The organism is Aurantiacibacter suaedae, assembly GCF_005434915.1.
GTDB lineage: Bacteria > Pseudomonadota > Alphaproteobacteria > Sphingomonadales > Sphingomonadaceae > Alteraurantiacibacter > Alteraurantiacibacter suaedae.
In genome coordinates, this window is the sequence record NZ_SKCG01000003.1 from 515476 (window position 1) to 535005 (window position 19530).

At 63.8% G+C, this 19530-nt stretch carries 24 protein-coding genes; 18 read left to right on the forward strand and 6 right to left on the reverse strand.

Annotated features, from left to right (window positions below; translation table 11 throughout):
- Nucleotides 1-63: 63 nt before the first annotated feature.
- The 4 genes from E0473_RS13305 to E0473_RS15430 form a co-directional block, all read right to left on the reverse strand.
- Nucleotides 64-579 carry a flagella basal body P-ring formation protein FlgA gene (locus E0473_RS13305; protein WP_137681362.1) on the reverse strand — a complete coding sequence of 172 codons (516 nt, stop codon included), beginning with the start codon at nucleotides 577-579 and terminating at the stop codon, nucleotides 64-66.
- 65 nt (nucleotides 580-644) lie between these two features.
- Nucleotides 645-1082 carry a hypothetical protein gene (locus tag E0473_RS13310; protein ID WP_137681363.1) on the reverse strand — a complete coding sequence of 146 codons (438 nt, stop codon included), beginning with the start codon at nucleotides 1080-1082 and terminating at the stop codon, nucleotides 645-647.
- On the reverse strand, nucleotides 1079-1735 hold the full coding sequence (locus tag E0473_RS13315; RefSeq protein WP_161981615.1) for a MotA/TolQ/ExbB proton channel family protein: 657 nt from the start codon (nucleotides 1733-1735) through the stop codon (nucleotides 1079-1081). Before E0473_RS13315 ends, E0473_RS13310 begins: the two co-directional genes overlap by 4 nt.
- Entirely contained in the window at nucleotides 1723-1980 is a 258-nt protein-coding gene (locus E0473_RS15430; RefSeq protein WP_161981616.1) for a hypothetical protein, read from the reverse strand. The genes E0473_RS13315 and E0473_RS15430 overlap by 13 nt, the downstream gene beginning before the upstream one ends.
- Here E0473_RS15430 and flgB point away from each other — a divergent pair.
- The 13 genes from flgB to E0473_RS13380 are packed head-to-tail and all read left to right on the forward strand — an operon-like array spanning nucleotide 1954 to nucleotide 11562.
- Entirely contained in the window at nucleotides 1954-2301 is a 348-nt protein-coding gene (gene flgB / locus E0473_RS13320) for a flagellar basal body rod protein FlgB (RefSeq protein ID WP_137681365.1), read from the forward strand. The two genes, E0473_RS15430 and flgB, sit on opposite strands and share 27 nt — an antisense overlap.
- A 2-nt stretch (nucleotides 2302-2303) precedes the next feature.
- Entirely contained in the window at nucleotides 2304-2705 is a 402-nt protein-coding gene (gene flgC, locus E0473_RS13325; RefSeq protein ID WP_137681366.1) for a flagellar basal body rod protein FlgC, read from the forward strand.
- On the forward strand, nucleotides 2702-3034 hold the full coding sequence (locus E0473_RS13330) for a flagellar hook assembly protein FlgD (RefSeq protein WP_137681367.1): 333 nt from the start codon (nucleotides 2702-2704) through the stop codon (nucleotides 3032-3034). The genes flgC and E0473_RS13330 overlap by 4 nt, the downstream gene beginning before the upstream one ends.
- A 31-nt stretch (nucleotides 3035-3065) precedes the next feature.
- A complete protein-coding gene (locus E0473_RS13335) occupies nucleotides 3066-3878 on the forward strand; it encodes a flagellar hook-basal body complex protein (protein ID WP_137681368.1) in 813 nt (270 codons plus the stop codon).
- Nucleotides 3879-3887: 9 nt separating this feature from the next.
- The gene (locus E0473_RS13340; RefSeq protein ID WP_137681369.1) at nucleotides 3888-4634 is read left to right on the forward strand and encodes a flagellar basal body rod protein FlgF; all 747 of its coding nucleotides are present in this window, start codon (nucleotides 3888-3890) and stop codon (nucleotides 4632-4634) included.
- 39 nt (nucleotides 4635-4673) lie between these two features.
- Nucleotides 4674-5462 (forward strand): flagellar basal-body rod protein FlgG, encoded by a 789-nt coding sequence (gene flgG, locus E0473_RS13345; RefSeq protein WP_137681370.1) that lies wholly within the window; start codon nucleotides 4674-4676, stop codon nucleotides 5460-5462.
- A gap of 8 nt (nucleotides 5463-5470) precedes the next feature.
- Nucleotides 5471-6130 (forward strand): flagellar basal body L-ring protein FlgH, encoded by a 660-nt coding sequence (locus E0473_RS13350; RefSeq protein ID WP_137681371.1) that lies wholly within the window; start codon nucleotides 5471-5473, stop codon nucleotides 6128-6130.
- Nucleotides 6130-7230: a flagellar basal body P-ring protein FlgI gene (locus E0473_RS13355; RefSeq protein ID WP_137681372.1), complete on the forward strand. Its 1101-nt coding sequence runs from the start codon at nucleotides 6130-6132 to the stop codon at nucleotides 7228-7230. The genes E0473_RS13350 and E0473_RS13355 overlap by 1 nt, the downstream gene beginning before the upstream one ends.
- Nucleotides 7230-7574: a rod-binding protein gene (locus tag E0473_RS13360; protein WP_137681373.1), complete on the forward strand. Its 345-nt coding sequence runs from the start codon at nucleotides 7230-7232 to the stop codon at nucleotides 7572-7574. Before E0473_RS13355 ends, E0473_RS13360 begins: the two co-directional genes overlap by 1 nt.
- Nucleotides 7575-7577: 3 nt before the next feature.
- On the forward strand, nucleotides 7578-8915 hold the full coding sequence (gene flgK / locus E0473_RS13365; RefSeq protein WP_137681374.1) for a flagellar hook-associated protein FlgK: 1338 nt from the start codon (nucleotides 7578-7580) through the stop codon (nucleotides 8913-8915).
- Nucleotides 8915-9826 carry a flagellar hook-associated protein FlgL gene (gene flgL, locus E0473_RS13370; protein WP_137681375.1) on the forward strand — a complete coding sequence of 304 codons (912 nt, stop codon included), beginning with the start codon at nucleotides 8915-8917 and terminating at the stop codon, nucleotides 9824-9826. Before flgK ends, flgL begins: the two co-directional genes overlap by 1 nt.
- A 34-nt stretch (nucleotides 9827-9860) precedes the next feature.
- Nucleotides 9861-10724: a flagellar motor stator protein MotA gene (gene motA, locus E0473_RS13375; RefSeq protein WP_137681376.1), complete on the forward strand. Its 864-nt coding sequence runs from the start codon at nucleotides 9861-9863 to the stop codon at nucleotides 10722-10724.
- A gap of 1 nt (nucleotide 10725) precedes the next feature.
- The gene (locus E0473_RS13380) at nucleotides 10726-11562 is read left to right on the forward strand and encodes a flagellar motor protein MotB (RefSeq protein WP_137681377.1); all 837 of its coding nucleotides are present in this window, start codon (nucleotides 10726-10728) and stop codon (nucleotides 11560-11562) included.
- A 732-nt stretch (nucleotides 11563-12294) separates the two neighbouring features.
- On the opposite strand, the gene E0473_RS13385 is transcribed toward E0473_RS13380, so the two are convergent.
- Together E0473_RS13385 and E0473_RS13390 are read right to left on the reverse strand one after the other, a co-directional pair.
- Entirely contained in the window at nucleotides 12295-13119 is an 825-nt protein-coding gene (locus E0473_RS13385) for a flagellin N-terminal helical domain-containing protein (RefSeq protein ID WP_137681378.1), read from the reverse strand.
- Nucleotides 13120-13591: 472 nt separating this feature from the next.
- Nucleotides 13592-14416, reverse strand: coding sequence for a flagellin N-terminal helical domain-containing protein (locus E0473_RS13390; protein WP_137681379.1), 825 nt, complete (start codon nucleotides 14414-14416; stop codon nucleotides 13592-13594).
- 216 nt (nucleotides 14417-14632) lie between these two features.
- Between E0473_RS13390 and E0473_RS13395 the strand changes: the two genes are divergently transcribed.
- Genes E0473_RS13395 through E0473_RS13415 form a run of 5 tightly spaced genes read left to right on the forward strand, consistent with a single transcriptional unit; the run spans nucleotide 14633 to nucleotide 19526 of the window.
- A complete protein-coding gene (locus tag E0473_RS13395) occupies nucleotides 14633-15889 on the forward strand; it encodes a sigma-54 interaction domain-containing protein (RefSeq protein ID WP_241657510.1) in 1257 nt (418 codons plus the stop codon).
- Complete coding sequence (gene fliE, locus E0473_RS13400; protein ID WP_137681380.1) at nucleotides 15886-16254, forward strand: flagellar hook-basal body complex protein FliE; 369 nt, start codon at nucleotides 15886-15888, stop codon at nucleotides 16252-16254. The genes E0473_RS13395 and fliE overlap by 4 nt, the downstream gene beginning before the upstream one ends.
- A 5-nt stretch (nucleotides 16255-16259) precedes the next feature.
- Nucleotides 16260-17948: a flagellar basal-body MS-ring/collar protein FliF gene (gene fliF, locus E0473_RS13405; protein WP_137681381.1), complete on the forward strand. Its 1689-nt coding sequence runs from the start codon at nucleotides 16260-16262 to the stop codon at nucleotides 17946-17948.
- Nucleotides 17945-18952 (forward strand): flagellar motor switch protein FliG, encoded by a 1008-nt coding sequence (fliG, locus tag E0473_RS13410; RefSeq protein WP_137681382.1) that lies wholly within the window; start codon nucleotides 17945-17947, stop codon nucleotides 18950-18952. The genes fliF and fliG overlap by 4 nt, the downstream gene beginning before the upstream one ends.
- Entirely contained in the window at nucleotides 18945-19526 is a 582-nt protein-coding gene (locus E0473_RS13415; protein ID WP_161981617.1) for a FliH/SctL family protein, read from the forward strand. Before fliG ends, E0473_RS13415 begins: the two co-directional genes overlap by 8 nt.
- The last annotated feature ends 4 nt before the right edge of the window (nucleotides 19527-19530 follow it).

Here is a 19530-nt window from a genome sequence, read left to right on the forward strand (position 1 = left end):
GTCGTCTTATGCCGGCTTTAAGGCCTCGGTAAAAAATTTTTGCCAAGGTGGCATTATAGCGGCCTAGCGTACGGCGACGCGGACCAGCCCGGCTTCCACCACGCGCGCCGTAACCACGCGGCCCTGGCGGGTGCCGTCGTCGATCTTGACGCGGATGGCCTCGCCCACCTGGCCTTCCTCAAGCGCTTCGCCACTGCGGCTTACGCGGAAACCCGCGCCGCCAGCTTCCACCCGAAGCAGATCGCGCCGCGAAACGACGGGGGCCTGTTCGGCCGCAGAAACGCTTGCCGCCGTGCGCATGATGGGCACGAATATGCGCCAGCTGCCGGGGCAGGTGACGCGCACGGCGGTCTCTCCAGCGCCGTACCAGTCGAGCGCGAGCGGGGCTGCGCACTCGGCAAGCCGCATTTGCCGGTCGACGGGTGTCTGGGCACCGCCCGACTGGCCGATCTGCGCCCCGGCGAACTGGGCGACGGCCCCGTCGATCGCGGCGAGATCATGAAATTGGCTGGCCGCAGCGGGGGCCGCAGCGAGGGCGGCAAGCGGCGCGGCAGCGGCAATTAGGGCAAGACGGCGCATGGCGGGCTCCTTTGAAGCGGAATATCTCATGCGCATGACTATGCAATAAGCGGGCCAGTTGTCGTTCAGGGCCGGCTGGCTGGTGGCGGATCATCCTGCACCAGGCTCACCATGGTTCCGCTGCGATCGCCTTCGGCAATCGTTATCCGCGCGCGGCTGCCTTCGCTGCCGCTCTCGGCGCGCAGGGTCGATGCAGTGGCGAGGGCCTCGTCGAAGCCGCCCTTGGCATAGGTGATGACGATGGCAAGCCGCTGGCTTTCGTCGGGCGTCTGTTCGGCCAGCCATTCGGCAAGCGGCGGCGCGGCGGGGCCAGGGCTCCACATTGTGAGCGAGACGTCGGCGGTTTCGCCGGTGTCGACAGCATCGCCCTCGCGCGGGGCGCGGGTCGCGGCGGCAACGGGTGCGGGGCTTTCGTCGAGCGCCGAGGCTGCCACGAGGAACAGTATCAGAGAGAGGTCCGCGAGCACCGTTTGCCAGCGCGCGTTGGTGGACGAGAAAATCACGCCGCGCCCTTGTGCAGCACGGTCAGCGGCTCAGCTTCGCGCAGCCGTGGCATGGCGATGTGCGCGTGCATTTCGAGCCATTCGAAAACTTCCTCGCGCGCATCGTCTTCATTGCGCGCGCGCCGGTCTATCAGTCCGGCAAGCGGAATGAAGACGAAGTTGGCCAGCGCCACGCCGGTCAATGTGGTGCCAACGGCCATGCCGATGGCCCCGGTGAGCGAGGTTCCCCCTGCTATTGAGGGCGACAGGGTGGCAAGCGAGATCAGCGTACCTGCCAGGCCCATCATTTGCGCCAGCTCCGCGGCCTGATTGCACACCTGCCGCGCGGTGGCCGACTGCGAAAACCGGCGCGAGCGGCAGGCGTCGTGCTCCACCATAAGCGCCTCGAGCGAGCGAGCGCGGATCATGGCATTGGTAGAACGGTCGAATTCGGGATCGCTGCTGGCGGCAGGTACCGCGCGCACAATTCCATCCTTGCGCAGGTCGCCCATCTGCCGAGCCAGCTCTGCGCGCGTCTGCACCGGGTCAAACGGCTTTTTCAGCAGCGCTGCGCATTGCGCAAGGCAAACCCGGCTGTTGCGCAGACCTGCCTGTAGCACTGTTGCCAGCAGCGTGAAGCCGACGACAATGGCTATGGAAGTCAGGTCGGGCAAAGTGGTGCTCCTGCGGCGCGCGGGGTGGTGTCGCATTCAAGCACGGCAATCGGCCAAGGTTTTTCAGGGGGAGCGGCGAAGAATTGCCGGTTTCCGGCGAATGGTTGCCGCATCGCCGCTGCCGCCTCCGGATCCGATTGGATTTCTGCGCCAAAAAGGAATTGGCACGGTGCTTGCTGGGTTATCGGCGGATCGTAATCCAGCACGGGAAAATTATCATGAGCGATCGCCTGTTTGGCATCCACGGCACAGCACTTCAATTGCGCTCCCAGCGTATGGAGCTGCTCGCGTCGAACATCGCCAACGCCGCCACGCCCGGATACAAAGCGCGCGACATCGACTTTCGTGCCGCGCTCGCCGCGAGTGAGGGTGGGCAGTCGATCGATCAGGCGCAGGCCGGTGCGATGCGCTATCGCCGCCCGGTCATGCCCAGCCTTGATGGCAACACGGTCGAGATGGGCGTCGAGCAGACGGCCTTTGCCGAAAACGCGGTCGGTTACGCTACCACGCTCGAGCTGCTGCGCGGACGGGTCGATACCATCAAGCGCGCGCTGCGGGGCGACTGACGATGGGCCCCGCAAACATCTTCGAACTCGCCCAGCGCGCGATGTCCGCCCAGACGGTGCGGATGAACGCGGCCGCTTCGAACATGGCCAATGCCGGCAGTGCTGCCGCCACCGAAGAAGAGGCCTATCGCCCGCTGCGCCCGGTCTTCGCCGAGGAACTGGGCGCGGTAGAAAGCCTGCGGGGTGTTTCGGTGCAGGCGGTGCGCCGCGCCGATGTCGCGCCGACCAAGATGCACCAGCCCGGCCACCCGTTGGCCGATGAAAACGGCGATGTCTGGGTCAGCCCGGTCGATGAGACCGAAGAGATGGTCGAGATGCTCGAAGCCAGCAGGCAATACCGCAACATGGTGGAGGCACTCTCCACGGCCAAGCAACTGATGCTCGAAACGATGAGGATGAAATGACCGTAACTTCCGCGACGGCGTCAAACAGCGCTAGTGCCACGAGCCAGAACACCAACGCCGCAGGGCGCGGCTATGCCGACCTGGGGCAGGGCGATTTCTTCCGTCTGCTCACAACCCAGCTGATGCAGCAGGATCCGACTAACCCGGTCGATAACACCGAAATGCTGGCGCAGATGGCGCAGTTCACCGCCATGTCGAACAGCAGCGAGATGAGCGACACGCTCAAGGAAATCAGCAGCAAGCTCGATATGCTCAACGCCACGCAGTCGGCCGCCGCTGCTGCCGATGCGGCTCGCGATGCGGCGGCTGCCACCGCAACCGACGCCTGATCCAGACAGTTTCAAGACGGAGTAAGTTACAATGTCCTTCTACACCTCTCTTAGTGGTCTCAAGAATGCCCAGACCGATCTGGGCGTGATCAGCCACAACATCGCCAACGTGGAGACATACGGCTTCAAGCAGTCGTCGACACAGTTCAGCGACATCGTGGTCGGTTCGGCCTTCAGCAACCCGAAGCTCACCCAAGGCATCGGTGCCTCGGTCGAAGCGATCGTGCAGAACTTCAAGCTCGGCCCGATTGAGCAAACCGGCGCTGCGCTCGACGTGGCGATTGCCGGCGATGGCTTCTTCTCGACCGTCAGCGCGGCCAGCGGCAACACACTCTATACCCGCAACGGCTCGTTCCAGATGGACGCCAACGGGTTCATCCACGATGGCAGTGACAACCGGTTGCAGGTTTTTCCGACCGATGCCGCTGGCACCGTCACCTCGACCACTCCTGTTTCGGCCCAGGTCCCGCAGACCAACGCTGCCGGCTCTGAGTTCGTGTCGGTGACTGTGGAAGAGAACGGCAACGTCAACGCCGGCTATGCAGATGGCTCGGTTGTGGCGATCGGTAAGGTCGCACTTGCTAGCTTCACCACTCCGACTGGCCTTAAGCAGGTGGGTTCTTCGAACTGGCAAACGTCCGGCCTTTCCGGCCCGGCGAAGATGGGGCAGCCGGGCGTCGGTCTCTACGGCGGTCTGCGGTCGGGCTCGCTCGAACGTTCAAACGTGGATATTGCCGAAGAGCTGGTGAGCCTGATCACTGCCCAGCGCAACTTCCAGGCCAATGCCAAGGCAATCGATACGGCGACCCAGATCGGTCAGACCGTCATCAACCTGCGCACCTGAGGCTAACCGATGGACCGCCTGATCTACTCCGCGCTTTCGGGTATGCGCTCTTCGATGGAGAAGCAGCGCGTGCTCGCCAGCAACATGGCGAATGCCGAGACGATCGGCTTTCGCGCCGAACTGATGGATGCGCGGGCGGTTACTGTCGAAAGCCGCAACGGCTCGCTCGAAACACGCGCCATGCAAAGCAGCGCGGTGCGCGGCGCCGATATGAGCCAGGGCGAGATGACCCTCACCGGGCGTTCGCTTGACATCGCGGTCGATGGCGAGGCGCTGATAGCGGTGCAGGCCGAGGACGGTTCCGAAGCCTACACACGCCGCGGCGATCTGACGCTGACGGGCACGGGACTATTGGTTAACGGAGAGGGCCGCCCGATCCTCGGCGATCAGGGACCGATTACGGTTCCTCCCGGAGGAGATATGGCCATCGCACCGGATGGCGTGGTGACCGTCTCCAACCCTGCCGCACCCGAGGCCCCACCTACGGAAATAGGGCGTATCAAGCTCGCTAACCCGGTCGGCAGCCAGGTGACAAAAGGGCTCGATAATCTTTTCCGGGTCGAGGGCGGCGGTGTCTTGCCTGCTGACCTGACCGCTACGGTAAAAACCGGATATCTCGAACAATCCAACGTGAAGTTGACGGAAGTACTGGTTGAATTGGTCGACCAGCAGCGTCTCTTCGACATGCGAACCAAGCTGGTAGCGACCGCCAAGGAGCTCGACGAGAGCGGCGCGTCGCTGATGCGTCTGAGCTGATCCGGCCAGACTGACTGACGACAAGAGGGGTTACAAGCAATGCCAGTTTCCGCACTACAAGTCGCACGCACCGGGCTCGAGGCTCAGGATGCACGCATGCGGGTCATCGCCAACAACCTGGCGAACGTCGGCACCACCGGCTTCAAGCGCGACCGTGCGAACTTCGCGACGCTCGCCTATCAGGACGTGCGTGTGGGCGGTGCCCGCAGCTCGGGCGAAACGGCCTATGCCACCGGCCTCAACCTCGGCACCGGCGTTGCCATTCAGTCGACCAGCCAGATCATGACGATGGGGCCGCTCAACGGCACCGGCAACGGGCTGGACCTCGCGCTCGATGGCGATGGCTACTTCGAAATTCAGATGCCGGGCGGCGAGCTTGGCTATACCCGCGCGGGCAACTTCACGCTGTCGTCTGAGGGGCAGGTCGTCACGCAGCAGGGCTATCCGCTGCAACCGGCGATCCAGATCCCCGACGGCGCACAGGCAATCACGGTGTCGCAGGATGGCATCGTGTCGGCCATGCTGCCGGGCCAGAACGAAGCGCAGGAACTGGGAACGATCCAGGTCGCGCAGTTCACCAATCCGGCCGGCCTGCGCGCCATTGGCGACAACTTCCTGACCCCCACCGCTGCCTCCGGCCCGGCCCAGCTCGGCGCCCCCGGCGAGAACGGCCGCGGCAATGTCCGGCAGGGTATGCTCGAAGGCTCCAACGTCAACGTGGTGGAAGAGCTGGTCGACATGATCGAGGCTCAGCGCGCTTACGAAATCAATTCCAAGATGGTCAGCGCGGTCGACGAAATGCTGCGCAACGCCAACCAGACGCTGTGAGGCGACAAATGAAAAAGATTGCACTGTCAGCTGTTTGCTGCGCCACCATGCTGGCGGGCTGCACCACCTCGCGCCCTGCTGGCTATTCGGCCACACTGGCCCCGCCGCCGCCGGTGGAGCAGATTATCGCGCCCGCCGATGGCGCGATCTTCTCCAGCTATTCGGGCTATGCTCCGCTGCACTATGGCCAGCGCGCCGCGCGTGTGGGCGATCTGGTTACTGTGGTGTTAACCGAGCGCACTCAGTCGAGCAAAGGCACCTCGGCCAGCTCCGACCGTCAAGGCAGCTTCAACATCACGCCGCCGGCAATCGGGCCGTTCTCGTTCGACCCCGGCAACCTTAATTCGGGCGCTTCCGGGTCGTTCTCCGGTGGGGGCGATGCCAGCCAGACCAATTCGCTGAGCGGCACCATCACCGTCACCATTGCCGAGGTGATGCCCAATGGCGTGGCGCGCATTCGCGGAGAAAAGCTGATGAACTTCAGTCAGGGTGAGGAATGGGTCCAGCTTGCTGGCCTTATCCGCCTGGCCGATATCGATGCCGACAACCGCATCGCATCGAGCCGCGTGGCCGACGCGCAGATCGCCTATTCGGGCAGCGGCCACTTCCAGCGCGCCTCGCGCCCCGGCTGGTTGAGCCAGTTCTTCGCGATGGTGAGCCCTTTCTGATGGCCCGCCTCGTTACTCTTGTCGCTGCCGCCATGCTGGCGCTGGGTCTTGCTGCTCCTGCTCAGGCAGAGCGGGTGCGCGATCTTGGCACGTTCCAGTCGGTGCGTTCCAACCAGTTGACCGGCTATGGCATCGTCGTCGGCCTCGATGGCACGGGCGACGATGGCTTTGCCTATCTCACCCAGGCCATGCGCGGCGTTTCGGGCCGGTTCGGTCTGCAGTTGCCGCCAGGCGTGAACCCGGCGCTCAAGAACGCGGCGGCGGTGATGATCACCGCCGATCTGCCCGCCTTCGCCAAGCCGGGCCAGCGCATCGACATCACCGTGTCCACCATCGGTAAGTCTACGAGCCTGCGTGGCGGGGCGCTGGTCATGACGCCGCTTTATGGTGCTGATGGCCAGATCTATGCCATGGCGCAGGGCAACCTCGCCGTGGGCGGCCTTGGCGTATCGGGCGCGGATGGCTCGCGTGTGACCGTGAACGTGCCGACCGTTGGCCGCATCCCCGATGGGGCGAGCGTCGAACGCGCGGTGGCGAGCGGCTTCAATGTCGATCCGATACTGCGTTTCAACCTTCATCAGGCTGACTTCCTCACCGCTTCGCGCGTGCGCGACGCAATCAATTCGCGCTATCCCGCCATCGCTTCGGTGGAAGACGGGGTGACGCTGGCACTGCGTTTGCCCGAGGGTTCCGATGCGCGCGCTTCGCTGATGGCCGATATCGAGATGATCCCGATCTCGCCTGCCGAAGCAGCGGCGCGTGTGGTGGTCAATTCACGCACTGGGACAGTGGTGATTTCCTCGGCGGTGCGCCTTGCGCCTGCCGCGATCAGCCACGGCTCGCTGGTGGTGCGGGTGGAGGAAGACCCGATGGTGGTCCAGCCCGCGCCTTTCGGAAATGGCCGCACGGCGGTGGAGCCGGACACGAATATCAGCGTCGAACAGCCGGCAAATCATATCGCCATGTTCGATCCGGGCGCTTCGCTCGCCGAGGTGGTCGATGCTCTCAACGCGCTGGGCGCCTCGCCGGGCGATCTGGTCGCGATCCTCGAGGCGCTCAAGCAGGCCGGTTCGCTCAAGGCCGAAATGGTGGTGATCTGATGGACCTCTCGCCCACAACCGACTTCTCGCTTCCCACCCTCAGGAAGCAGTTCGATCTGAATCCCTCCGGCGCACAAGCGTCGGGGGACGATGCGGCGCAGCTGCGGCAGGTAGCCGAGGGCTTCGAGGCCGTGTTCCTGCGCCACATGCTGGCGTCGGCGGCTCAGGCCGATTTCGGCGGCGAAGATCTGTTCGGTTCGTCGGGCGAGGACACCTTCCGCGAAATGCGCGATGCCCGCTTTGCGGAAATCGCCGCCGCCACCGGCACCATCGGGCTTGCCACACAAATCGAAGCCCAGCTGGCGCGCCACCTAAACCCAGAAGCCACGGGCGAGGAGGGCTAACACATGGCAGCGGACATGCTCACAGTCGGGCTTTCGGGCGCCAAGGTCGCACGCGGCGCGCTCGAGATCACGGGCAACAACATCGCCAATGCTTCGACCAAAGGCTATGTCCGACGGTCGATCGTCGCCTCCGAGGTTACGGCCTCCAGCATCGCGATGCGTCCGGGCGATATCTCGCTTTCGGGCGCGCGCATTTCCGCGATCCATCGTAACGCCGATATGTTCCGCCAGGCCGAAGTGCGCCGGACGTCGAGCGATTCCGCGCGGGCCACTGCAGAGCTGAGCGGGCTGGAGAATATCGAAAGCTCGGTGGAAGGCGCGCGCGTGTATGACCTCGTGGTCGATTTCGAGGCATCGCTCAGCGAACTTGCCGCCGATCCGACTGATCCGTCTCTGCGCGCTGCGGTGATGTCGGCTGCCAGCAACATGGCCGGCAGCTTCCGCATCGCCGACGACAGCCTCGATGCTGCCGGGAAGGGCCTTCAGTTCGAGGCCAGCGGAGAGGTCGAGGAAATCAACATCATGACCGGTGAGCTGGCGCGGATCAACTTGCGCATCGGCCGAACCGGAGAAGGCACCAGCGAGCGGGCAACACTGCTGGATCAGCGCGATGGCTTGCTGGAAAAGATTGCGAACAAGGTTGATGTGCAGACGACCTTCAATGCCATCGGCCAAGTCGAGGTGCGCGCAGGCGGCGCTTCTGGAGAGCTGATCGTCCAGAGTGGCAACACCTTTGCGCTCGGCACGACCACCGCTGCCGATGGCACGCTGACGTTCGATGTGGGCGGAACGCCCGTTGCCCTCAACGGCGGTTCTCTCAAAGGCAAGGCCCTGGCGCTGGAAGCGATGGCCGACACCCGTTCCAGCCTCAATGCGCTCGCCAACGATATCATGACCGCGGTGAACACAGCCCAGGGCAATGGCGCGGCGCTTAACGGCTCGGCCGGGCAGCCGCTGTTTGCCGGCACCGGCGCAAGCGACATGCGGCTGGCATTCACCAGTGGCGACGGCCTTGCCACGGCGCCTTCCGGCTCTCCGGCAGGCAGCACCAACCCAGGCAATCTGGCGGCGCTGCGCTCGGCTTTGGAAACCAACGGCCACGCACAGGACGTTAGCAACCTCGTCTTTTCGGTGTCCTCCCAGGTAGCGGGCAAGAAAGTCACCAGCGAGGCGCTCGACGCCATTTCCTCGTCGGCCCGCATTGCGCTTGACCAGCAGAGCGGGGTCGATCTCGACCAGGAAGCCGCCAATCTCGTGCGCTTCCAACAGGCATTTCAGGCCTCCAGCCGGGTGATGCAGGTGGCCACTGAAATCTTCGATACCTTGCTGGGAATTCGCTGATGGTAACCGTAAGCACGTCCGCCTTCTACGAGCGCGCCAACCAGCAGATCGCATCGCTGCGCAAGCAGTCCGAAGATCTGCAAAAACAGGTTGGCTCGCGCGAGCGGCTCAGCCGCTCGTCAGACGATCCGCTCGCCGCTGCCAAGCTGCGCAGCCTATCGCGTCGCGAGCGGCTTACCGAGATCGACCAGCGCAATTCAGACCGGGCCAAGACCAGTCTTAGCCTTGCCGATTCGTCGCTCAGCTCGATCACCAGCTCGATCATCCGTGCGCGTGATCTTGCCCTGCAAGCATCCTCTACCACGCTCACCGACGAGAACCGCAAGGCGATCGCCACCGAAATCAGCGAGCTGCGCAGCAACCTTCTGGCGCTTGCCAATACCTCAGATGGCGAAGGCGAGAGCTTGTTTGGCGGCGCAATCGCCGGAGCAGCCTACGTCGAGAGTGGCGGTGTCGTGTCATATGTCGGCAGTGCCAATGCCCAGGTAACCGAGCTTGGCGATGGCCAGACGGTCGAGCGCTCGCTGACCGGGCCAAACGTTTTTTCGTTCAATGCTCCTTCGGGGGCGACCGATATTTTTGCCGTCCTCGGAACCTTCGCCGCCGCCCTCAACACGGGCGGCGCCGCCGCCGCGACAGCGGCCGACGATGCGCTCGCCGCGCTCGATCCCGCGCTTCAGAAAGCGACCACCGCGCAGACGATTATCGGCACGCGCATGGCTTGGGTCGAAACCATGGACGACCGCCGTACCATGTCGGAGGAAATGATGGCGCAGGATCGCGAGACGGTGGGCGGGGCCGATTTTGCCACCACCTACACGCGCCTGCAGGAAATGATGACAGTGCTCGAAGCAAGTCAGGCCAGCTTTGTGAAGTTGAGCAGCCTTTCGCTGTTCAACCAGCTGAGCTGACACCACGAGTTCGAGGACAAAGGGGACCGAAGACATGAATGCAGGTATAGGGATCGTTGTGCTGCTGGTCTGCGTCTTCGGCGGGTTTGTTCTCGCCGGCGGCTCGATGGGGCCGGTGCTGCACGCCCTGCCCTTCGAGGGGCTAATGATCGGCGGCGCTGCCATCGGCGCACTCATCATCGGCAACTCGATGCACGAGGTGAAGGCTGTTGCAGGATCATTTTCCAAAGTTTTCAAAGGTCCGCGTCACACCAAGAAAGACCACATCGACGCCATCGCGCTCACCACCAAGCTGATGAAAATGCTCAAGACCGAAGGTCCGGTGGCGCTCGAAAGCCATGTCAACGATCCGGCGAGCAGCACGATCTTTGCCGAATATCCGGCGATCCTCGCCAATAAGCCGCTGACCGGGCTAATCTGCGACACACTGACGCTTATCGTCGTCTCGTCCGGCACGCTTGATGTGAACGCGGTGGAAGACGTGATGGATAACGCCATGAAGAGCACGTTCCACGAAATGAACGAGCCGCAGCACAACCTCCAGACGACGGCTGACGCGCTGCCCGCCTTGGGAATCGTCGCGGCCGTGCTCGGCATCGTCAAGACCATGGGCGCAATCAGCGAACCGCCCGAAATTCTCGGCGGCATGATCGGCTCGGCTCTGGTCGGTACCTTCCTCGGCGTGTTTCTCGCCTATGGTCTGGTCGGCCCGATGGCGAGCCGCCTGAAGCAGGTGATCGATGCCGATCAGCAGATTTTCCAAGCGGTCAAGCAGGTCATTATCGCCAGCCTTAACGGACATCCGCAGCCGCTGGTGGTCGAAAGCGCGCGTTCGGGCCTCGGGCACGATTTCCGCCCCGGCCTCAGCGAGCTGCTCGACGCGCTGAGGGGCAGATAAGATGGCGCGCGGCAAGGCCGAGGAACCTGTCCGCCCGATCATCGTCAAGAAAGTGACGGTGGTCGAAGGCGGTCATCATGGTGGCGCATGGAAGGTGGCCTATGCCGACTTCGTGACCGCGATGATGGCGTTCTTCCTGATGCTGTGGCTACTCGGCGCGACGACCGAGGAGCAGCGCAAGGGCATTGCCGACTATTTTACTCCGACCCTGGTCAACTACCGCGAGAAGTCGGCCGGTTCCGACGGCCTGATGGGCGGCGAGTCGCTGACCTCGGTCGACAACTATCCCCACCGTGCGGGCCAGACCGGCACCAAGTCGCTGACCATTCCGCGCGATGCGCAGGGCGGCCCGAAGGAGGGCGGGGCGGCAAGCAAGAACACCGCCAGCGCTATGCGTGCGCAGCTTGAGGAAAAGCTGGCCGAGCAGCGCAACGCCCGCCGGCTGCTCAAGCAGGTGCGCATGGTCGATACGACCGAAGGCGTGCGGATCGACCTGGTCGACGACGCCGACTTCTCGATGTTTTCGCTCGGCACCACGGTTCTTAGTCCGGACGCGCGGATGCTTATCGACGCCCTTGGCGATGTCGTTGCGGGTAGCAATGGCGAGCTGGTGGTGCGCGGTCACACCGATTCGCTCGCCTTCCGTGACGACCGGCAGGTCAACAACTGGACGCTGTCGGCCGGCCGCGCCGAGGCGACCCGTCAGGCGCTGTTGCGCGAAGGCGTGTCTCAGGCGCGTTTCCGCCGGATCGAAGGCGTGGCTGATCGCGAGCCGCTGATTGCCGACGACAAAACCGATCCGCGCAACCGCCGGATCTCGATCACGGTGGCCGACTAACCCTCTCGCACTGGCTCGCCCTCTCGCGCAGGCTCGTCCGCGAGCCTTCCCATCTGCGTTAAGCCATTGCGACCGGAGTAGGTCTGTCGGCTGCGCTTCGCGTGGGAAAGCCTCCACGCCTGCTGATCTCTACTGCACTGTCTATCGGGCCTGCATGAGCAGGACACGAAGCCAAAGCGTCTTGCAGAGGCGTCTTTGGGCGTCGGCCTGTTCACCCGCTCGTCAGCTGGGCCACAAGGTAGTTGGTAAAGTGGGTCTAGGCGGCGCCAAGCCAGCCTCTGCCTGATAGATCAGCGGCGAAGGTCACGCTGTGCGGATGCGCGATAGTGCGAGCCTGATCGCGGGCCCCTGTATTAGCCGACAGCGGCGCTAGCGGCTCTGGGAACGACAGGTGAGCAGGCTGAGCAGGCTGCTCGCAGTGCAGCCTCAATCCCGCCAACCAGCTCAAGCCATAACAAGAAGCGTCATGCTCCGGGGCTCGGGTGTCGCTGCCTGGCGGCTCGTGGTTGCACCGATGACGACTGATGTCGACGGCAGGGGCGAGGGAGAGGCCAAGGGCGCGAGCCACCGGCTCGGAGCTGCCTTACTACGACAATTGATGAGGCGGACGCGCGACCGTGCCTCCGGCTGCGCCTCCTGCGGGCAAACGAAAACCCCGACATCCCTTGCAGGATGTCGGGGCCTTGGCGACCCCCAACCGCTTGCGCGGTTGGGTGATCTGCGGGTTCGATATTAGCGCAGCAGCGAGAGGACGTTCTGCTGTGCCTGGTTGGCCTGGGCCAGCATCGCAGTGGAGGCCTGGCTGAGGATCTGCGATTTAGCGAGCTTGGTCGTTTCGGCCGAATAGTCAGCGTCTTCGATGCGGCTGCGCGCTTCCGACAGGTTGGTGATGTTGTCGTTGAGGTTGTTGATCACGCTCTCAAGACGGTTCTGACCGGCACCGAGTCCGGCGCGGGTCGAGTTGATCGACGTCATCGCCGCATCGACGTTGTTGATCGTCGTGTCGGCCAGCGTCGTGCTGCTCACGTCGAGCGCCGAAGAGTCGATCAGGGCACCGTCGATCCCGTTCGAGGTCAGGGTGACCTTCTCGCCCGAGTTGGCGCCGGTCTGGATGTCGAAGGTGAGATCGGTGCCCGATACCTTCGAGAACAGGTTGTTGCCGTTGAAGCTGGCGGTCGTGATCACATCGTCGATCTGCGAGGTCAGCGCAGAGACTTCCGACTGCATCGCGTCACGGTCCGACTGCTGATAGGTGCCCGAAGCGGCCTGGATGGCCAGTTCGCGAACTCGCTGCAGCATGTTGGTGACCTCGTTGAGGCTGCCTTCAGCCGTCTGGGCAAGCGAAATGCCGTCGTTGGCGTTACGAATGCCCTGGCTCATGCCGCGCACCTGCGAGGTCATGGTCGTGGTGATGGCGAGGCCGGCGGCGTCGTCTTTCGCGCTGTTAATGCGCTTGCCGGTCGACAGGCGCTGCATGGCGGTGCCGAGCGTGTTGCTGGCCGAGGTAGAAGCGTTGCTCGCCCGGATGGCGGCGATATTGGTGTTGATGACGTTCATGACTGATCTCCGCAAATCTTGTGTCGATTTCGCCGCCCCAACTTTTCCACGGCAGCTTGTTAACCAGACCGGCAGTTTGCGCGGAAGTTTAAGGCCGCTGTGAACGATCGGCGCCAGAGATTTGGCAAGTGCCTAAATTGCCACGAATATTTTTGGAATTATTTTTAAGCTACGGAATTAAAACGATTTTATCCGGCAAAATCCGGCAAGGCCTTGCCGCCCGAGCGGCAAGATTTTGCCGCATTTTGCCGGTTTGCCAATCTGTCCAATTATTTCCCTGCCTGGTTAACTTCCGCGGCTCTATGCAGTCCCCCACATTGGCCGGATCATCGCGGTGAAACAGCTGCTCTATAAATAGGGTTGCATGGAAAGGACCCGAACCAAGCCCTGTACCCAAACCAAAAGGCCCCGGCATCCAGGTGGATACCAGGGCCCCGTTGGGGCGCCGTTTGCGGAACGGCGGTGGAAAAAATTAGCGCAGCAGCGACAGGACGTTCTGCTGGCTCTGGTTGGCCTGGGCCAGCATCGCGGTCGAGGCCTGGCTCAGGATCTGCGACTTGGCGAGCTTGGTCGTTTCGGCCGAGTAGTCGGCGTCTTCGATGCGGCTGCGCGCTTCCGACAGGTTGGTGATGTTGTCGTTGAGATTGTTCATCGCACTCTCAAGACGGTTCTGTCCGGCACCCAGCGAAGCGCGGGTGGCGTTCACCGAAGCCAGCGCATCGTCGACGTTGCCCATCGTGGTGGCAGCGTTGGCGGACGAGGTCACGTCGAGGGCCGAGGCGTCGAGCTTCGTGCCGTCGATGCCCTTCGAGGTGAGCGTAACGGTCTCACCCGAGTTCGCGCCTGTCTGGATCGAGAAGGTGACGTCGGTGGCCGAAGCCTTCGACAGCAGCGCGTTGCCGTTGAAGCTGGTGTTGGTCAGCACATCGTCGATCTGCGAGGTCAGCGCGGTAACTTCCGCCTGCATCGCGTCACGGTCGGACTGCTGGTAGGTGCCCGAAGCCGACTGCACGGCCAGCTCGCGAACGCGCTGCAGCATGTTGGTGACTTCGTTGAGGCCGCCTTCAGCCGTCTGGGCGAGCGAGATGCCGTCGTTGGCGTTGCGGATGCCCTGGCTCATGCCGCGCACCTGCGAGGTCATGGTCGTGGCAATCGCGAGGCCGGCGGCGTCGTCCTTGGCCGAGTTGATGCGCTTGCCGGTCGACAGGCGCTCCATCGCGCTGCCCAGCATCTTGCTGGCCGAGGTCGAGGCGTTGGTGGCGCGGATCGCGCCGATATTGGTGTTGATGACGTTCATTTGAGGTTCTCCGGTAGGTATGAACTCATGTGCCGCCCCGACGATCTGCGCGGCAGGCAAAGCACAGACCGGCGAAATTTTGCCGTTTTTAAGCGGCACCCGGCAGACAGGTGCCGGCAGAATATAGGTATTTCTACGTGGTCTTAAGTAACGCGGATTTGGACGTCCGCCTTGCAAATGGCGACTTACCGGGATGGTTAATCCGTTGGGGGTTTCGTGAGCAAACTTAGTGTTTCGCAAGGGTTCGAAAAAAAACATCCGTCGCTTGCCGGGCGGCTGGCCGGGGTGCGTTCGTCGCTCTTCCTGACCAACCCGGTCACGCTTTGCGACGTTGATGAACCCGAAGCTGCCGGTGCGCACTCCATTGCAGTGGCCCGTGCCGATCTGTCGATCATGCAGGACGTGAGCCGCAACGATGCGTTCGTTTACAGCGACCCCGCGTGCGAGCTGGCTCTGGCTGGGTTGATTGCCCGGATCGCTGCGCACGGTATGCGCGCGCCGATCGCTGCCGACCCTCATTCGCTGTCGATCTACGCGCTGGCCGACCGGCTCGCGCAGACCGACGTTCCCGCTCTGCTGACGGGCCCGACCGGAGCTGGCAAGGAAGTTCTGGCCCGCTTCATCCACGATTCCAGCCCGCGTTCGGGCAAGGCCTTCATTGCGGTCAACTGCGCTGCCATCCCCGAGACGATGCTGGAGGCCATGCTGTTCGGCCACCAGAAGGGCGCGTTCACCGGTGCCAGCGCGGGCGGCAGTGGCCTTTTCCGCGAGGCGGACGGCGGCACGCTGCTGCTCGACGAAATCGCGGAGATGCCGATCGGCCTGCAGGCTAAACTGCTGCGTGCCTTGCAGGAAGGCGAAGTGCTGCCCGTCGGCGCGACCCGGCCGGTAAAGGTCGATGTTCGCATCGTCGCCTGCGCCAACCGTGACCTGCCGACCGAGGTCGCCGAGGGCCGGTTCCGCGAAGACCTGTTCTATCGCCTCAATGTGTTCCCTATCCACCTTGCTCCGCTGCGTGAGCGGCCGGGCGATATCGCTCCGCTCGCCTGCGCGATGCTGCTGCGCCATTCCAACCCCGAGCGCGGTCCCCACCGCATCGGTGCCGGCGCGCTTGCGATGCTGCGCTTGCATACCTGGCCGGGCAATGTGCGCGAGCTGGAGAATGTGATGCGCCGCGCACTGGTGATGGCTGGCAACAGCGCGGAAATCGGCCCCGAGCATATCGTGTTCGATGCGCCCGCCCGGCTTAATTCGGTGCAGGAAGTGCCAGCACCGCAGGTCGCTGAAGAAGAAGATCCCAAGCTGTCGAACATCGTCAAGCTGTCTGAAGCCCGAGCGATCATCGATACGCTGAAGGAATGCAACGGCAAGCGGATCGAAGCTGCCCGCCGTCTGGGCATTTCGGAACGCACGCTGCGCTATCGCCTTGCTTCCTATCGTGAGGCCGGGATGGATATGGGAGCAGTCTCGTGAATCCAGTCGGTGGTGGAGGCGGCGCGAGCGTTCAGCAGGTCATCGCCATGCGCGATGCCATGCTGGAGAAGTCGCGCCTTCTCAAGGAATTGCAGCAAGGCCAGCAGGCTCAGAGCCCGGTCCCGACCGATGCTCCGGCCCAAGGCGGCGGTTTTGGCGATTCGCTCAAGGATGCGCTGTCTTCGGTCAACGATGCGCAGCAGCGGTCTTCGGCGGCGACCGAAGCCTATGCCCGCGGCGAAACGCAGGACGTGGCCAAGGTGATGCTGGCGCGGCAAGAAGCGGGCGTTGCCTTCGAGGCCACCCTGCAGGTGCGCAACAAGCTCTTGAGTGCGTACCAGGAAATCATGCGGATGGGGGTCTAGGCTAAATGGCTGATCTTGTTCCCGCTACGCCGAATGCCTCGCTTACGATGGAGCCGGGCTCCGGGCCGATGGCGCAGGTCAAGGGCTTTGTGGCCCAGCCTGCGGTCAAGAAAATGCTGCCGTGGTTCATCGGCACGGCAGGCCTTGGCCTGGCCGCGCTGACCTGGTCGCTGGTCGTGCCCGCACCGCAGCGCACGCTTTATTCCTCGCTCGGCGATGGCGAGCGGGCGGAGGTTGCCGCAGCGCTCGACCAGGCCGGGATTTCTTACGAGATCGATCCGGGCACCGGTGCGGTGATGGTGGGTGAAGACGAACTTTATCGCGCCCGCATGACCGTCGCCTCGCAGGGTGCGCTCTCGATGCCCGAAAGCGGCTCGCAAATGCTCGATTCGCTGCCGATGGGCGCCAGCCGCACGCTTGAAGGCGACCGGCTGCGCGCCGCGCAGGAGCGCGAACTGGAACTGACCATCGCCGAAATCGACGGGGTCGACACGGTGCGGGTCCATCTTGCCAAGGCCGACAAGTCGGTATTCGTGCGCGAAAATGGCGATCCCACCGCGTCGGTGATGCTCCGCCTGACGCGCGGCAATTCGCTGACCCAGTCGCAGGTCGGCGCGATTGCTAACCTGGTTGCCGCCTCGGTGGTGGGGCTCACGCCCGATCATGTGCGGATTGTCGATCAGAACGGCTCGCTCCTGTCCGACCCTTCGAACCCGGATATGGACGGCCTCGACCTCCAGGCCCGCACCGAAGCCAAGCTGCGCGAGCAGGTAATCCAGTTGCTCACCCCGGTGGTGGGCGAAAATGCGTTCTCGACCGAAGTGCAGGTCAGCCTCGACATGAACGAGCAGACCCGCGCGCGCGAAAGCTATGAGCCCGAAGGCGTGGTTCGTTCCGAGACTGTGAGCGAAACCACCCAGGCGGAGCAGACGGCTGCCGGTGTTCCGGGCGCAACCACCAATATTCCCCCTGCCGATGACCAGGCCGCCGATCGTGCGCCCGAGGGCACAGAAGCTGCCGGCGGCGCGACGCGCAACGGCGCCAGCAATGCCAGCCGCACCTTCGACGTGGGCCGCGAGGTCTCTGTCACCAGTACGCGTCCCGGCGCGATGAGCCGCCTTTCGGTGGCCGTGGCGATTGACCAATCGGCGCTGGGCGACAATCCCCAACAGGAACTGAAGAAGGTCGAGGAACTGGTAGCAGCCGCCGTCGGTGCCGATCCCCAGCGCGGCGACATCGTGACCGTGCGGACCCGCGCATTCAACCCCGCCGAGCTTGAAGAGCCGGCGTTCTGGGAGACGCCGTGGTTTGCCACTATCCTGCGCAATGTGGTCGCGCTGTTGTCGGTTCTGCTGGTATTGCTGCTGGCGGTGCGCCCGATGCTGAAGGCCGTGAACAACCGGCTCGACCCGTCTCGCGCTGCCAAGTCCCGCCAAAACGATGACGAGGCGGAGGACGACGAAGAATATAGCGACGATGAGGGTGAGGGCGAAGCTCTGCCCAGCGAGGAAAGGCCGGCCTTGCTTCCCAGCAGCGCCGATTTCCCCGGCGCGACGAACAACGAGGCGCTGACCCAGCAAATCGAGCTGGCGCGCCGCATCACCCGCGAACAGCCCGACGATGCGTTGCAGGCGCTGCGCCGGATGCTGCGCGAAGTGCCGCCTGCCGAAGCTGATGAAGCGGCTGCAGCATGACCGCATTGACCCATCCTCAGGCCGCCAACGCAGCCCTCATGGTGCTGCTGATGGACGACGAAGATGCCAGCACCTTGCTGGCAAAGCTGACGCCGGAGGAGCTTGCGCTGCTGGGCCAGAACATGTGCGATCTGGGCGAGATTGCGGAGGACCGCGTCAGCGAGGCGATCCGCGACTTCGCCCAGGCCGCCAGCGAGCGCGTGATGCCTGCCGAGGGACGCATGGACAAGGTGCGTTCGGTCATGACCAGTGCAGTCGGCCCAATCCGTGCCGATGGCGTGATGCGCCGCATCGTGGTCGAGGAACCGCGCGGCCCGACCGCGCTCGAAATCGCGCGCTGGCTTGAGCCCGAAATCATCCTGAAGCTGGTCGCCGACGAATTCCCGCAGACCATCGCCGTGCTGCTGGTGCAGCTCGATCCGATGGTGGCGGCGCAGGTGCTGGCAGGGCTGCCCGAAGAGGATCAGCCAGAGATCGTCCACCGCGTGGCGACGCTCGGCCCGGTCGCGCCCTCGGCATTGACCATGCTCGAAGAGCTGCTCGAAAGCCGCATCACCGAAACCTTCGGCACCATGCCGCTGCGCATCGGCGGAGTGCGCGAAGTGGCCGAGATCATCAACAGCGCGGGCAAGGCCGCCGAAAAGCGCATCCTTCCGGTCATCAACAAGCGCGACAAGGCGCTGTACAAGCAAATCGAAAGCGAGCTGTTCAAGTTCGAGCATCTGTTCGTGCTCGAACCGCAGACAATGGGCGCGCTGCTGCGCGAGGTCGATTCCGACCTGCTTATCGACGCGCTCAAGGGGATCGACGAAACGCAGCGCGAAGTGTTCTTCCGTGCGATGTCGAGCCGTGCGGCCGATGGCCTCAAGGACGAGATCGAGACCCGTGGCCGCCTCAAGTTTGCCGATGTGGAAGCGGCACAGAAGCGGATCATCGAAGTGGCCAAGCGGTTGATTGCCGATGGCACGATCATTCTCGGCGACGGCGACGAAGACTATGTCTAGCCGCGCCCTGCTTGCGCTCGCTCCTGCCGGATTTTCGACCGATTTTCGGTTTGGCCGCGGCGCGCCGCCGCCGGTTGAGGAACCCGTTGCAGAAGAACCGCAGGCCGATCCGCTGGAGGAAGCCTTCGCTCGCGGAGTGGAGGAGGGCCAGTCCCGCGCCCGCGCCGAATACGAGGTCAAACTGGCCGAACTCGAGGCCCGCTATGCCGGGCTCGGATGTGAACTGGCCGAGCAGGCAATTGACGAAGGCGAGCGGCTGCGCTCGATGATGCGCGAGACGGTTGTGGCCCTGTGCGAACAGGCGGTTGCGCCCTTTGCGCTCGATCACGAGCTGCTTGCGCGGCGGGTAGAGAATGCCGCCTCGATGCTTATGCGCGCGGCGGACGAGCGGCGCATCCGGCTCAATCCGGCGGACAAGGAGGCTGTCGAAGGCCTGGTTGCGCCGGGGTTGATGCTGGAGGAAGATCCGTCGCTCTTGCCGGGCTGCATCCGGATCGAGACTGCCGACGGCGGGATCGAGGACGGCCCGCCGAGCTGGGCCGATGCCATTCGCGAAGCCATTGGGCAGTGCTGATTTC